Genomic DNA, 15128 nt, shown 5'->3' with positions numbered 1-15128 from the left:
TAAGACAATGAAAGCATTAACAAAAACAGATTTCAACTTTCCGGGGCAGAAGAGCGTGTACCACGGAAAAGTGCGCGATGTGTACAACATCAACGACGAAAAACTCGTCATGGTAGCAACCGACCGTATCTCGGCTTTCGATGTGATTTTACCTGAAGGTATCCCTTACAAAGGCCAAATGCTGAATCAGATTGCAGCCAAATTCCTCGATGCCACTACTGACATCTGTCCGAACTGGAAAATGGCTACGCCGGACCCGATGGTAACTGTCGGAGTATTGTGCGAAGGTTTCCCGGTAGAAATGATTGTACGCGGTTATCTGTGTGGTAGCGCATGGCGTACTTACAAAAGCGGTGTACGTGAAATCTGCGGTGTGAAACTGCCGGACGGTATGCGCGAAAACGAGAAATTCCCCGAACCGATCGTTACTCCCACTACTAAAGCCGAAATGGGACTGCACGACGAAGATATCTCTAAGGAAGAAATTCTGAAACAAGGACTCGCTACTCCCGAAGAGTATGAAATTCTAGAGAAATACACACTGGCTCTTTTCAAACGTGGAACTGAAATCGCTGCTGAACGCGGCCTGATTCTTGTTGATACAAAATATGAATTTGGTAAGCATAACGGTACAATCTACCTGATGGACGAAATCCATACACCGGACTCAAGCCGTTATTTCTACTCAGACGGCTATCAGGAACGCTTCGAAAAAGGTGAACCTCAGAAACAGCTTTCTAAAGAATTCGTTCGTGAATGGTTGATGGAAAACGGTTTCCAGGGAAAAGACGGTCAGAAAGTACCTGAAATGACTCCGGCTATCGTACAGAGCATCAGCGATCGTTATATCGAGTTGTTCGAAAACATCACCGGTGAGAAATTTGTGAAAGAAGATACCAGCAATATCGCTGAACGTATCGAAAAGAACGTAATGAATTTCTTGAGCAAATAAGAATGGACTACCCACAACAACATATCAAGCCTTACAACGAAGACGGCAAAAAGACCGAGCAAGTGGAACGCATGTTCGACAACATCGCACATGCCTACGACAAACTGAATCATACCCTTTCTCTGGGTATCGACCGCAGTTGGCGTCGTAAAGCTATTGCATGGCTCCGTCCCTTCCGCCCGCAACACATCATGGATGTCGCTACCGGCACGGGAGACTTTGCCATCCTCGCCTGCCGCGAACTAAAACCCGACGAACTGATCGGAACGGATATATCGGAAGGCATGATGAACGTGGGTCGTGAAAAAGTAAAGAAGGAAGGACTCTCGGACAAAATTTCTTTTGCCCGGGAGGACTGCACTTCTCTCTCCTTTGCCGACAATAGATTTGACGCTATCACCGTAGCATTCGGTATCCGCAATTTTGAAGACCTGGACAAGGGGCTTTCCGAAATGTGCCGCGTACTGAAACCGGGCGGACATCTGGTTATCCTGGAACTGACTACTCCGGACCGCTTCCCCATGAAGCAATTGTTCGCCATCTACTCGAAAATAGTGATCCCATTGCTAGGCAAACTCCTCTCCAAAGACAACAGTGCCTACCATTATCTGCCGGACACTATCAAAGTATTTCCCCAAGGGGAAGTCATGAAAGGAGTCATATCGAAAGCCGGATTCGGCGAAGTTCATTTCCGACGGTTAACATTTGGTATCTGCACACTTTATACGGCGACTAAATAATGAAGAATGATGAATAATTAATTTAATCCTTTCGTGTCATGGAAAAATACGGTTTAATCGGCTACCCTTTGCGACATTCGTTTTCAATCGGCTACTTTAACGAAAAGTTTAGATCCGAAGGCATCAATGCGGAATATGTGAATTTCGAGATTCCCAATATCAATGACTTTATGGAAGTTATCGAAGAGAATCCCAACTTGTGTGGGCTTAATGTTACCATCCCTTACAAGGAACAAGTGATTCCTTTTCTGAACGAACTAGACCGGGATACTGCTAAAATTGGTGCGGTAAACGTCATCAAGATTATCCGCCAACCGAAAGGGAAAGTAAAGCTGGTCGGCTACAACTCCGACATAATCGGTTTTACACAATCTATTCAGCCACTGCTACAGCCACAACACAAAAAAGCGCTGATTCTTGGTACCGGAGGCGCCTCTAAAGCTGTCTACCACGGACTTAAGAACCTGGGCATCGAAAGCGTATTCGTATCACGGACCCACAAAACCGACGATATGCTGACTTATGAAGAACTGACTCCGGAAATTATGGAAGAACACACCGTAATTGTCAACTGTACTCCGGTAGGAATGTATCCCAAAGTAGATTTCTGTCCCAATATACCTTACGAGCTACTGACTCCAAACCATTTGCTTTACGATTTGTTATATAATCCGAACGTCACTCTTTTCATGAAGAAGGGAGAAGCACAAGGTGCTGTTACGAAAAACGGTTTGGAAATGCTGCTTCTACAGGCATTTGCCGCTTGGGAAATATGGCACCGATAAGAAAGGTGCCGACATCCGTTTTCTGGTAAATTAAGAATAAAGGCGTGTATTCAATTAAGGGGATTTATGATGAAAAAGAAAGTAGTCTATAGCATTATTATTATCATGCTGGTGTTTACCAGCTGTACTATCGGCGGGAGTTTTTATATGTTGAATTTCTCCTTGACACCGAATGCCAAAATATTGTCTAAAGATGCGGATTCTTATCCTTTTATGTACAGAAACTATCCCTTCCTGCGTCCGTGGGTGGATAGTCTGAGACAAGCAGATGCGCTGAAGGATACTTTCATTATCAATCCACAGGGTATTCAGCTGCATGCCTTTTATGTTGCTGCACCTGCACCAACCAATAAAACGGCTGTCATCGTGCATGGATATACCGACAATGCAATCCGTATGTTTATGATCGGGTATCTGTATAATCGTGATCTGGGATATAATATTCTGCTTCCCGACCTGCAACATCAGGGAGAGAGTGAAGGTCGTGCCATTCAAATGGGATGGAAAGACCGGATCGACGTTCTGCAATGGATGAACATTGCGAATGAAATCTTTGGAGACAGCACTCAAATGGTGGTACATGGCATCTCCATGGGAGGTGCCACCACAATGATGGTATCGGGCGAAAAGCAAAAGCCCTTTGTGAAATGTTTTGTAGAAGATTGCGGTTACACAAGCGTATGGGATGAATTCTCGCACGAACTCAAGTCTTCTTTCCATCTGCCTGCTTTCCCATTAATGTATACTACAAGCTGGCTATGCGAAAAAAAATACGGATGGGATTTCAAAGAAGCTTCTTCACTGAAGCAAGTGGCGAAATGTGAACTGCCCATGCTTTTTATTCATGGAGACAAGGACACATACGTACCTACATGGATGGTTTATCCACTCTATGAAGCAAAACCGGACCCCAAAGAACTCTGGATCGTACCGGGAGCAGCCCATGCTGTTTCGTACAAAGAGAATAAACAGGAATACACCGACAAAGTAAGGGATTTCGTCGGACAGTATATTCATTAAACCTATTATATGAAATCAATATCAACACTTATACTTGCTATTTTTCTACTGATTCCACTGCAAGCCCAAGATAAAGTATATACGGTAGACAACTTGCCGAAAGTACATCTGCAGAATAAAATGCAATATGCATGCAACCCGGCACGGATACTTTCTCAAGCAGCTTGCGACACGATAGATTCTATGCTTTACGCACTGGAACAACAGACAGGGATTGAAACAGTAGTTGCCGTAGTACCTTCTATTGGCGATATGGAATGTTTTGACTTCTGCCACCAGCTACTCAACCAATGGGGTGTAGGCAAGAAAGGGAAAGATAATGGATTGGTCATCCTGTTGGTTACGGACCAGCGCTGTATTCAGTTTTATACCGGATATGGTTTGGAAGGAGTACTTCCCGATGCGATATGCAAACGCATTCAGACTAAATACATGATTCCCTATCTCAAAGACGATAATTGGAACGAAGGGATGGTAGCCGGTATCAAGGCAACCTGCCAGCGACTTGACGGTTCGATGAAAAATGACTCGCTTTCCGAATCGAATAATGAATCAATGGATTTCATATACTCTATTATCCTGTTTGCCGTAATCGGTGTAGGAATCGCCTTTTTTGCTGCAAGAAAACAAAGCCGTTGCCCCAAATGCGGGAAACATACGCTGCAAAGAAGCGGAAGCAGAGTTGTCTCACGGGTTAATGGAGTAAAGACAGAAGATGTCACCTATACTTGCAAGAACTGTGGAAATACCATCATACGCCGTCAGCAAAGCTATGACAGTGACTACCACCACAGAGGTGGCGGCGGAGGCGGCCCGTTCATCGGTGGCTTCGGAGGCGGCGGTGGCTTCGGAGGCGGTGGCGGAGGCTTTAGCGGAGGCAGCTTCGGCGGAGGAATGGGTGGCGGAGGAGGAGCCGGTTCACGGTTCTGACCCCAACAGATAATATTAAATAATCAAATACTCATAAAAAAGTAAGAAACATGAAAAAGTCAATTATCATCATTTTAGCCGTTGTGGCTATCCTTGTTATATGGGCAGTCAGTGTATATAACGGCCTTGTTACCATGGATGAGAATGTAACCGGTCAATGGGCGAATGTAGAAACTCAATACCAACGTCGGGCAGACTTGATTCCTAATCTTGTAAACACAGTGAAAGGATATGCTTCGCATGAAAAAGAGACGCTGGAAGGAGTGGTAGAAGCACGTAGCAAAGCTACCCAGATCAAAGTTGACGCCGACGGACTGACTCCGGAAAAACTCGCTGAATATCAAAAAGCACAAGGCGCTGTTACTTCCGCACTTGGTAAACTGCTCGCTATCAGCGAAAGTTATCCTGACCTGAAAGCAAATCAGAACTTCCTTGAACTACAAGCTCAACTGGAAGGTACTGAAAACCGTATTAATGTAGCTCGCAAAAACTTCAATGATGCAGCACAATCGTATAATACAAATATCCGCCGTTTCCCGAAGAATATATTTGCAGGAATGTTCGGATTCGATAAGAAAGCATACTTTGAGGCGGAAGAAGGGACTGAAAAGGCTCCGAAAGTAGAATTCTAAAAAAATGATTTCTTAAAAAGCTTCTTAGCAAAAGTTGGAAGAACCGCCACAACAGCACTTCCATAAAAGAGCGTTAAAAAGGAACTTTAGCCCACGTTCCTTTAACGCTTCTATTTCTCTCATTCTTCTCTTTATCAGCACAATGCTGAAAAAACGGCAAGTCACCAATTAACACTTTTAGGTTTTATTCCTCTTCCGAACGAAGCTTGATAAACAAATAGTTGGCTGTACGAAAAAAAAGCAGTACTTTTGCAGCCGTATACAAAAAATAATTCTTTAACTCATGAGTAATCAACGATACATGATGCGGGGTGTAAGCGCATCAAAAGAAGATGTGCACAACGCCATCAAGAACATCGACAAAGGAATTTTCCCAAAAGCATTCTGCAAAATTATTCCTGACATACTGGGTGGAGACCCGGAATATTGCAACATCATGCATGCCGACGGTGCCGGGACTAAATCTTCCCTTGCCTATATGTACTGGAAAGAGACTGGCGACCTGTCTGTATGGAAAGGTATTGCACAGGACGCATTGATTATGAATATCGACGACCTGCTTTGTGTAGGTGCCGTAGACAACATCCTCGTTTCTTCAACTATCGGACGTAACAAACTGCTGATTCCCGGCGAAGTAATCTCCGCTATCATCAACGGCACAGACGAATTGCTGGCTGAACTCCGTGAAATGGGGGTAGGTGTATATGCTACCGGCGGAGAAACTGCTGACGTCGGCGACTTGGTACGCACAATCATCGTAGACTCTACCGTAACTTGCCGTATGAAACGTTCAGACGTCATCAATAATGCCAATATCCGTCCGGGAGATGTCATTGTTGGCCTCGCCTCTTACGGACAGGCTACTTATGAAAAAGAATATAACGGCGGTATGGGCAGCAACGGCTTGACAAGTGCACGTCACGACGTTTTCGGCAAATACCTCGCTGAAAAATATCCGGAAAGTTATGATGCCGCTGTCCCCGAAGAACTGGTCTACTCCGGAAGATTGAAATTGACAGATACTGTAGAGAATTCTCCAATTGACGCAGGCAAACTGGTACTCTCTCCTACCCGCACCTATGCTCCGGTAGTGAAAAAGTTGCTTGACGCCTTACGTCCGGAAATACACGGTATGGTTCACTGCTCCGGTGGTGCGCAAACCAAAGTCCTGCATTTCGTAGAAAATGTCCGTGTAGTAAAAGACAACCTTTTCCCCGTTCCTCCTTTGTTCAAGACCATCCAGGAACAGAGCGGCACAGACTGGGCAGAAATGTACAAGGTATTCAATATGGGACACCGTCTTGAAGTATACCTGTCACCGGAACATGCAGAAGAGGTTATCGCTATTTCCGAATCATTCGGTATCCCTGCACAGATAGTAGGACGTATCGAAGCATGTGACCAGACAGAATTAATTATTAAAAGCGAGTTCGGAGAATTCAGATATTAAAGAATGGCAGATAACAGCACCATATTAGAAAAATTGGACGGACTTGTAGCCCGTTTTGAAGAAATATCTACCCTTATCACCGACCCGGCAGTAATTGCCGACCAGAAACGTTATGTCAAACTGACTAAAGAATACAAGGATCTGGATGACTTGATGAAAGCCCGCAAAGAATATATTCAACTGCTGGGTAATATCGAAGAAGCCAAAAATATTCTGTCGAATGAGTCGGACGCCGACATGCGTGAAATGGCTAAAGAGGAGATGGACAATAGTCAGGAACGTCTTCCGGTATTGGAAGAAGAAATCAAACTGATGCTTGTTCCTGCCGATCCGCAAGACAGCAAAAATGCAATCCTCGAAATCCGAGGCGGTGCGGGGGGAGACGAAGCCGCTATCTTTGCCGGCGACCTTTTCCGTATGTATGCCAAGTTTTGTGAGACCAAAGGATGGAAAATGGAAGTATCCAACGCGAATGAAGGAACTGCCGGAGGATACAAAGAAATTGTTTGCAGTGTCACCGGAGACAACGTCTACGGAATATTGAAATATGAATCGGGGGTACACCGTGTACAACGTGTCCCTGCTACAGAAACACAGGGACGAGTACATACCTCCGCCGCCTCAGTAGCCGTGCTTCCCGAAGCTGAAGAATTTGACGTAATCATCAACGAAGGAGAAATCAAATGGGATACTTTCCGAAGCGGTGGTGCAGGCGGCCAGAACGTCAACAAGGTAGAATCCGGCGTGCGCTTGCGCTATATCTGGAAGAACCCTAACACAGGCATTGCAGAAGAAATTCTGATTGAATGTACCGAAACCCGTGACCAGCCGAAAAACAAAGAACGTGCTCTGGCACGTCTGCGTACCTTTATCTACGACAAAGAGCATCAGAAGTATATCGACGACATAGCTTCCAAACGTAAGACAATGGTATCTACCGGCGACCGTTCGGCCAAAATCCGTACTTACAACTATCCTCAAGGACGTATCACCGACCATCGTATCAACTATACAATCTATAATCTTGCCGCCTTTATGGACGGAGACATTCAAGATTGTATCGATCATCTGATCGTAGCAGAAAACGCGGAACGTCTGAAAGAAAGTGAACTCTAAAAAATTATAGTATAGACATGAATAAACAACAGTTATTTGAAAACATAAAACGCAAGAAATCATTCCTTTGCGTAGGACTTGATACTGATATCAAGAAGATTCCTGAACACCTGTTGAAAGAAGAAGACCCGATTTTTGCATTCAATAAAGCGATTATCGACGCAACAGCCGACTTGTGTATCGCCTACAAACCCAATCTCGCTTTTTACGAAAGCATGGGCGTTAAAGGCTGGATCGCATTTGAAAAGACAGTAAAATATATCAAGGAGAACTATCCTGACCAGTTCATCATTGCCGATGCAAAACGTGGGGATATCGGAAACACTTCTGCCATGTATGCCCGTACTTTCTTCGAAGAACTGGATATAGATTCTGTAACCGTAGCTCCTTATATGGGTGAAGACAGCGTGACACCGTTCCTGACTTACGAAGGCAAATGGGTGATCTTGCTGGCATTGACTTCCAATAAAGGTTCTCACGATTTCCAGTTGACAGAAGACGCAAACGGTGAACGCCTCTTCGAAAAAGTGTTGCGCAAATCGCAGGAGTGGGCAAATGACGAACGTATGATGTACGTAGTCGGCGCTACTCAAGGACGCGCTTTTGAGGATATCCGCAAAATTGTCCCCAACCATTTCCTCCTTGTTCCGGGTGTCGGAGCACAAGGTGGTTCGCTTGAAGAAGTTTGCAAATACGGAATGAACAGTACCTGCGGCTTGATTGTTAATTCTTCCCGTGGAATTATCTACGTTGATAAAACAGAAAAGTTTGCCGAAGCTGCCCGCACCGCTGCACAAGAAGTACAGGCACAAATGGCAGATCAACTGAAAGCGATTCTCTAAAGAAAAGGAATGCCTTACGAAAGAAAGATAATCAACGATCCGGTATTCGGATTTATCAATATCCCAAAGGGGTTACTGTACGACATCGTACGGCATCCCCTTTTGCAGCGTCTTACCCGCATCAAGCAGGTAGGTCTCTCGTCAGTGGTATACCCCGGTGCGCAACATACTCGTTTCCAGCACTCATTAGGTGCTTTCTACCTGATGAGCGAAGCGATCACTCAGCTAACCTCCAAAGGCAATTTTATCTTCGACAGTGAAGCAGAAGCCGTACAGGCAGCTATCCTGCTGCATGACATCGGACATGGTCCGTTTTCTCATGTACTTGAGGATACGATTGTACAGGGAGTTTCTCATGAAGAAATCTCTCTGATGCTGATGGAACGAATGAACAAAGAGATGAACGGGCAACTTAGTCTCGCCATCCAGATATTCAAGGACGAATATCCGAAGCGATTCCTGCATCAACTCGTCAGCGGCCAGCTGGATATGGACCGCCTCGATTATCTTCGCCGTGACAGTTTCTATACCGGTGTTACAGAAGGAAACATCGGCTCTGCCCGCATCATCAAGATGCTTGATGTAGCCGATGACCGACTTGTCATTGAATCCAAAGGCATCTACTCCATCGAAAATTTCCTGACGGCACGCCGCCTGATGTATTGGCAGGTATACCTGCACAAAACATCAGTAGCTTATGAACGAATGCTTATCAGCACGCTGCTTCGTGCCAAAGAACTGGCATCGCAGGGAGTAGAATTATTTGCCTCACCGGCATTGCATTTCTTTCTATATAATGACATTAATCATACGGAGTTCTATAACAATCCCGATTGTCTGGAAAATTTCATCCAATTGGATGACAATGATATCTGGACTGCCTTGAAAGTATGGAGCAATCATCCGGACAAAGTTCTTTCCACACTCAGCCTGGGCATGATTAACCGAAATATCTTTAAAGTGGAAATTTCTTCCGAACCTATTGGCGAGGACAGAATAAAAGAGTTAACTTTGCAAATCAGCCAACAACTAGGCATAACCCTTTCCGAAGCGAACTATTTTGTCTCTACCCCCAGCATCGAAAAGAATATGTACGACCCGGCAGATGACAGTATTGATATTATCTACAAAGACGGCACTATCAAAAATATTGCCGAAGCATCGGACATGCTGAACATCTCATTATTGTCCAAAAAGGTAAAGAAATACTATCTCTGCTACCAGAGATTGCATAGATAAGTATAAAATATTCATTCAATAACACGGAAATCTGAAAAAAAAATCCGTTATTTGTGAACTAATTTAATTTAAAATAAAGACATGGAGTTCTCGGCTAAGCAAATTGCAGCATTTATCCAAGGGGAAATCATTGGAGATGAAAACGCAACGGTACACACATTCGCTAAAATAGAAGAGGGAATGCCCGGAGCTATTTCTTTCCTGTCGAACCCTAAATATACGCCTTATATCTACGAGACACAATCAAGCATTGTATTAGTTAATAAAGATTTTGTCCCTGAGCATGAGATTCATGCTACTCTGATCAAAGTAGACAATGCTTATGAAAGCCTGGCGAAGCTGCTCAATCTCTATGAAATGAGTAAACCCAAGAAACAAGGTATCGATTCACTGGCTTTTATTGCCCCCAGTGCTAAAATTGGCGAGAACGTATATATCGGTGCCTTCGCCTATATCGGTGAAAACGTCATTATCGGAGATAATACCCAAATTTACCCTCATACTTTCGTTGGAGACGGTGTGAAGATAGGCAACGGTTGCCTTCTTTACTCAAATGTAAATGTTTATCATGACTGCCGCATCGGTAACGAATGTATCCTGCATTCGGGTGCAGTAATCGGCGCCGATGGATTCGGCTTCGCTCCTACCCCGAACGGATACGATAAGATTCCGCAAATCGGAATTGTGATTCTGGAAGATAAAGTGGATATAGGTGCCAACACCTGTGTAGATCGTGCTACTATGGGAGCTACGATTGTACATAGCGGTGCTAAAATAGATAATCTGGTACAGATTGCCCATAACGACGAAGTCGGCTCACATACAGTAATGGCGGCACAAGTCGGTATAGCAGGTTCTACCAAAATAGGAGAATGGTGTATGTTTGGTGGTCAGGTAGGTATTGCCGGACACATTAATATCGGCGACCGGGTCAATCTGGGAGCACAATCAGGCGTACCAAGCAGCATCAAAGCAGACAGCGTACTGATCGGAACTCCTCCCACAGAACCGAAAACTTACTTTAAAGCTGCTGTTGTAGCTAAGAATTTGCCGGATATGCAAAAAGAACTACGCAATCTGCGCAAAGAAGTAGAAGAATTAAAACAACTATTAAATAAGTAAATAAGTAACCAATGCTGAAACAAAAAACGCTGAAAGATAGCTTTTCACTGAGCGGGAAAGGTCTTCACACTGGACTTGATCTCACTGTAACTTTTAATCCTGCCCCGGACAATCACGGATACAAAATCCAGCGTATTGACGTGGAAGGACAACCAACTATCGATGCAGTAGCCGACAATGTGACGGAAACAACCCGTGGCACAGTATTGTCGAAGAACGGAGTCAAAGTAAGCACTGTAGAGCATGGTATGGCAGCCCTTTATGCATTGGGCATCGATAACTGCCTCATCCAGGTGAATGGTCCGGAATTTCCGATTTTGGACGGTAGTGCACAATATTACGTACAAGAAATAGAGCGTGTAGGAACAGAAGAGCAAAGTGCTGTCAAGGATTTTTATATCATCAAATCTAAAATTGAATTCCGGGATGAATCAACAGGGTCTTCTATCATCGTACTACCGGACGAGAATTTTAGTCTGAACGTACTGGTTTCCTATGATTCAACCATTATTCCTAACCAGTTTGCAACGCTTGAGGATATGCATAAATTCAAAGACGAAGTGGCTGCCAGCCGTACTTTCGTCTTTGTTCGCGAAATAGAGCCGCTTCTCTCTGCCGGCCTCATTAAAGGTGGAGACCTGGACAATGCGATCGTTATTTACGAGCGCAAAATGTCACAGGAGAGTTATGATAAACTGGCTGACGTAATGGGAGTTCCTCACATGGACGCAGACCAGTTGGGCTACATTAATCACAAGCCATTGGTTTGGCCGAACGAATGTGCCCGTCACAAACTACTGGACGTTATCGGTGATCTTGCTTTGATTGGTAAACCGATAAAAGGCCGCATCATCGCCACCCGCCCCGGTCACACGATCAACAATAAGTTTGCACGCCAGATGCGGAAAGAGATTCGTCTGCACGAAATTCAGGCACCGACCTATGACTGCAACCGCGAACCGGTGATGGACGTGAACCGTATCCGCGAACTGCTGCCGCACCGTTATCCTTTTCAATTGGTAGACAAAGTAATTGAAATGGGTGCCAGCTATATAGTAGGCATCAAAAATATCACAGCAAACGAGCCTTTCTTTCAGGGACATTTCCCACAGGAACCAGTGATGCCGGGCGTACTTCAGGTAGAGGCAATGGCACAGGTGGGCGGTTTGCTCGTTCTCAATTCTGTTGACGAACCGGAACGCTATTCCACCTATTTCATGAAAATAGACGGTGTGAAGTTCCGCCAGAAAGTAGTACCGGGAGATACACTGCTTTTCCGTGTAGAATTACTAGCTCCGATCCGTCGTGGCATCTCTACAATGAAAGGTTATGCATTCGTCGGCGAAAAAGTTGTTTGTGAAGCAGAATTCATGGCACAAATAGTAAAAAATAAATAAACCCAAACTAAAGACATGGTAAGTCCTCTAGCGTATATTCATCCCGAAGCTAAAATCGGAGAAAATGTAGAAATTGCGCCTTTTGTATTTATTGATAAAAACGTAGTTATTGGCGATAATAATAAGATTATGGCTAATGCGAACATCTTGTATGGTTCGCGTATTGGCAATGGAAATACGATCTTTCCGGGTGCTGTCATCGGAGCAGTTCCACAAGACCTCAAGTTTCGTGGAGAAGAATCAACTGCTGAGATCGGAGACAATAATCTGATTCGTGAGAATGTTACAGTCAACCGTGGTACGGCAGCTAAAGGGCGTACCATTGTAGGAAGCAACAACTTATTAATGGAAGGAGTGCATGTAGCACACGATGCACTGATCGGTAACGGATGTATTATCGGCAACTCTACCAAGATGGCAGGTGAAATCGTTATTGACGACAATGCTATTATCAGTGCCAATGTATTAATGCATCAGTTTTGCCATGTAGGCAGCCATGTAATGATTCAGGGCGGATGCCGGTTCAGTAAAGATATTCCCCCTTACATCATTGCAGGACGCGAGCCTATCGCTTTCAGTGGAATCAATATCATCGGGCTTCGTCGCCGTGGTTTTTCCAATGAAGTGATTGAAAGTATCCACAATGCCTATCGTATCATTTACCAAAGTGGATTGAATACGACAGATGCATTGAAAAAAATTGAAGATGAAGTTGAATCTAGTCCGGAAATAGACTATATTATTAACTTTATCCGTAATTCAGAACGTGGTATTATTAAATAAACAGTTCAAAATAGTCATATTATGATATACAGATTTACTATCATATCTGATGAAGTTGACGATTTTGTCAGAGAAATACAAATTGATCCGGAAGCTACATTCTTTGACTTCCATGAAGCAATACTGAAATCAGTAGGGTACACAAACGACCAGATGACTTCTTTCTTCATCTGTGATGATGACTGGGAAAAAGAAAAAGAAATTACTTTAGAAGAAATGGACGACAATCCGGAAATGGATAGTTGGGTAATGAAAGACACTATTATCAGCGAACTGGTAGAGGATGAAAAGCAAAAACTGTTGTATGTATTCGACTACATGACAGAGCGTTGTTTCTTCATCGAATTGTCTGAAATCATCACCGGAAAAGAGATGACCGGTGCCAAATGTACCAAAAAATCGGGTGATGCTCCGAAACAAACGATAGACTTTGAAGAAATGGCTGCCGCAAGTAGCTCACTCGATCTGGACGAAAACTTCTATGGTGATCAAGATTTCGATATGGAAGATTTTGATCAGGAAGGATTCGACATAGGCGGTAACGCAAGCAGCTCCTACGAAGAAGAGAAATTCTAATTAATTGACAGTTGACAATTGACAGTTGACAATTGGCTGCACACTAAGAATAACAATAAAAATTAGTTGTCCAGTCACTTATCACCTGTCAATTGTCAGTTGTCAATTATCAATTGTCAATTAATCCATGCCCACTCTCATCGTTTTAATCGGACCTACAGGAGTAGGAAAAACAGAATTAAGCCTGCGACTGGCAGAAAGCTTTCACACCAGCATTGTCTCTGCTGATTCAAGACAACTTTATGCTGAACTAAAAATAGGAACAGCGGCTCCTACCCCAGATCAATTAAAACGTGTACCTCATTACCTGGTAGGTACTCTCCATCTCACCGATTATTACAGTGCCGCTCAATATGAGCAGGAAGCTATGGAAATCCTTCGTCAATTATTCACAAAACATGAGGTAGTAGTACTGACAGGTGGATCTATGATGTACGTAGATGCCATTTGCAAGGGCATTGATGACATTCCCACCGTTGATGCGGAGACGCGTCAGGTAATGCTACAAAAGTATGAGGAAGAAGGACTGGAACAACTTTGCTCAGAACTACGCTTATTAGATCCGGAATATTATCGTATAGTAGACTTGAAAAACCCCAAGCGTGTGATTCATGCACTGGAGATTTGCTATATGACTGGAAAGACATATACATCTTTCCGTACCCAACAGAAAAAACAACGTCCCTTCCGTATCCTTAAGGTCGGACTGACCCGCGACCGGGAGGAACTCTATGATCGCATTAACCGCCGTGTAGACCAGATGATGGAAGAAGGATTACTGGACGAAGTACGTTCCGTACTTCCTTACCGGCATTTAAACTCTCTCAATACGGTAGGGTATAAAGAACTGTTCAAATACCTGGACGGGGAATGGGAGCTTTCTTTTGCTATCGAAAAGATAAAGCAAAATTCACGCATTTATTCACGTAAACAGATGACGTGGTTCAAAAGGGATGAAGAAATACGCTGGTTTCATCCGGAACAAGAAACGGAGATACTTGAGTACCTCCGCATGGAAAAAGACACTATGAAATAAAAACTATTTCAGTTTATAAAGTTAAGTTTTGAACCTTTTACTCATTTGCCCAATTCCGGCACCTTTTGGTAAACTTCACGATAAACACTATTACCCAACTGAAACAGAAGCGTCATCTTCTTTCCGTCAATCCGATAAGATATAGGAACAATAGCATTCGCTGATCTTCCGTGTTCATTTCGTAGTTTCTCACAGTAAAGACCTTTGGTAATGATACTATACTCACCCGAACGAGTAATTTTGTAAGGACAAAATACACCGTCCGAATTGCGGCCATCTATGTCAACTGCATTTTTGACATAAGCATCTACGTTGAAATAATTACCATCTTTATCCAGCACCTTATATCTAACCACTTGCGAAGTATCATCACTCTGGACAAGTTTCCAGATTCCTTTTAAGTTTTGACTCATACAAAGATCAGACACAAGAAAAAGAAATGAAACAGCTAGTAAAATCTTACAAAATTTTGTTTTCATAATAAATAGAATTTTAAGTTTAACAAATA

16 protein-coding genes are annotated in these 15128 nt (G+C 43.6%); 15 read left to right on the top strand and 1 reads right to left on the bottom strand.

From position 1 onward, the window contains the following. The first annotated feature begins 7 nt into the window (after nucleotides 1-7). The 15 genes from K6V30_RS09675 to miaA all read left to right on the top strand — a co-directional run bounded on the left by K6V30_RS09675 (nucleotide 8) and on the right by miaA (nucleotide 14620). A complete protein-coding gene (locus K6V30_RS09675; protein WP_055270292.1) occupies nucleotides 8-952 on the top strand; it encodes a phosphoribosylaminoimidazolesuccinocarboxamide synthase in 945 nt (314 codons plus the stop codon). 2 nt (nucleotides 953-954) lie between these two features. Continuing rightward, nucleotides 955-1692: a bifunctional demethylmenaquinone methyltransferase/2-methoxy-6-polyprenyl-1,4-benzoquinol methylase UbiE gene (gene ubiE, locus K6V30_RS09670; protein ID WP_010536824.1), complete on the top strand. Its 738-nt coding sequence runs from the start codon at nucleotides 955-957 to the stop codon at nucleotides 1690-1692. A 38-nt stretch (nucleotides 1693-1730) separates the two neighbouring features. Beyond that, the gene (locus K6V30_RS09665; RefSeq protein ID WP_010536823.1) at nucleotides 1731-2477 is read left to right on the top strand and encodes a shikimate dehydrogenase family protein; all 747 of its coding nucleotides are present in this window, start codon (nucleotides 1731-1733) and stop codon (nucleotides 2475-2477) included. A 69-nt stretch (nucleotides 2478-2546) separates the two neighbouring features. Beyond that, nucleotides 2547-3497, top strand: coding sequence for an alpha/beta hydrolase (locus K6V30_RS09660; RefSeq protein WP_022302081.1), 951 nt, complete (start codon nucleotides 2547-2549; stop codon nucleotides 3495-3497). 9 nt (nucleotides 3498-3506) lie between these two features. Continuing rightward, nucleotides 3507-4427 (top strand): TPM domain-containing protein, encoded by a 921-nt coding sequence (locus K6V30_RS09655; protein ID WP_055270290.1) that lies wholly within the window; start codon nucleotides 3507-3509, stop codon nucleotides 4425-4427. 50 nt (nucleotides 4428-4477) lie between these two features. Beyond that, entirely contained in the window at nucleotides 4478-5059 is a 582-nt protein-coding gene (locus K6V30_RS09650; RefSeq protein ID WP_010536820.1) for a LemA family protein, read from the top strand. Between the two features lie 283 nt (nucleotides 5060-5342). After that, nucleotides 5343-6509: an AIR synthase-related protein gene (locus tag K6V30_RS09645; RefSeq protein WP_010536819.1), complete on the top strand. Its 1167-nt coding sequence runs from the start codon at nucleotides 5343-5345 to the stop codon at nucleotides 6507-6509. 3 nt (nucleotides 6510-6512) lie between these two features. Beyond that, nucleotides 6513-7625 carry a peptide chain release factor 1 gene (gene prfA, locus K6V30_RS09640; protein WP_055270288.1) on the top strand — a complete coding sequence of 371 codons (1113 nt, stop codon included), beginning with the start codon at nucleotides 6513-6515 and terminating at the stop codon, nucleotides 7623-7625. Between the two features lie 17 nt (nucleotides 7626-7642). Then, nucleotides 7643-8467, top strand: a complete 825-nt coding sequence (gene pyrF / locus K6V30_RS09635; RefSeq protein WP_010536817.1) for an orotidine-5'-phosphate decarboxylase — start codon at nucleotides 7643-7645, stop codon at nucleotides 8465-8467. Between the two features lie 9 nt (nucleotides 8468-8476). Continuing rightward, nucleotides 8477-9706, top strand: coding sequence for an HD domain-containing protein (locus tag K6V30_RS09630; protein WP_010536816.1), 1230 nt, complete (start codon nucleotides 8477-8479; stop codon nucleotides 9704-9706). Nucleotides 9707-9787: 81 nt separating this feature from the next. Then, nucleotides 9788-10828 carry a UDP-3-O-(3-hydroxymyristoyl)glucosamine N-acyltransferase gene (lpxD, locus tag K6V30_RS09625; RefSeq protein WP_010536815.1) on the top strand — a complete coding sequence of 347 codons (1041 nt, stop codon included), beginning with the start codon at nucleotides 9788-9790 and terminating at the stop codon, nucleotides 10826-10828. A gap of 11 nt (nucleotides 10829-10839) precedes the next feature. Next, on the top strand, nucleotides 10840-12225 hold the full coding sequence (locus tag K6V30_RS09620; protein WP_010536814.1) for a bifunctional UDP-3-O-[3-hydroxymyristoyl] N-acetylglucosamine deacetylase/3-hydroxyacyl-ACP dehydratase: 1386 nt from the start codon (nucleotides 10840-10842) through the stop codon (nucleotides 12223-12225). 15 nt (nucleotides 12226-12240) lie between these two features. Beyond that, on the top strand, nucleotides 12241-13008 hold the full coding sequence (gene lpxA / locus K6V30_RS09615) for an acyl-ACP--UDP-N-acetylglucosamine O-acyltransferase (RefSeq protein ID WP_010536813.1): 768 nt from the start codon (nucleotides 12241-12243) through the stop codon (nucleotides 13006-13008). A gap of 21 nt (nucleotides 13009-13029) precedes the next feature. Next, a complete protein-coding gene (locus tag K6V30_RS09610) occupies nucleotides 13030-13584 on the top strand; it encodes an IS1096 element passenger TnpR family protein (protein WP_010536812.1) in 555 nt (184 codons plus the stop codon). 127 nt (nucleotides 13585-13711) lie between these two features. Continuing rightward, nucleotides 13712-14620 carry a tRNA (adenosine(37)-N6)-dimethylallyltransferase MiaA gene (gene miaA / locus K6V30_RS09605; protein WP_010536811.1) on the top strand — a complete coding sequence of 303 codons (909 nt, stop codon included), beginning with the start codon at nucleotides 13712-13714 and terminating at the stop codon, nucleotides 14618-14620. Between the two features lie 41 nt (nucleotides 14621-14661). Here miaA and K6V30_RS09600 read toward each other — a convergent pair whose 3' ends face one another. Further along, the gene (locus K6V30_RS09600; protein ID WP_055270286.1) at nucleotides 14662-15099 is read right to left on the bottom strand and encodes a hypothetical protein; all 438 of its coding nucleotides are present in this window, start codon (nucleotides 15097-15099) and stop codon (nucleotides 14662-14664) included. Between the last annotated feature and the right edge of the window lie 29 nt (nucleotides 15100-15128).

It is taken from the genome of Bacteroides faecis (assembly GCF_020091505.1).
Classification (GTDB): domain Bacteria; phylum Bacteroidota; class Bacteroidia; order Bacteroidales; family Bacteroidaceae; genus Bacteroides; species Bacteroides faecis.
This window is presented reverse-complemented; position numbering and strand designations above follow the sequence as displayed.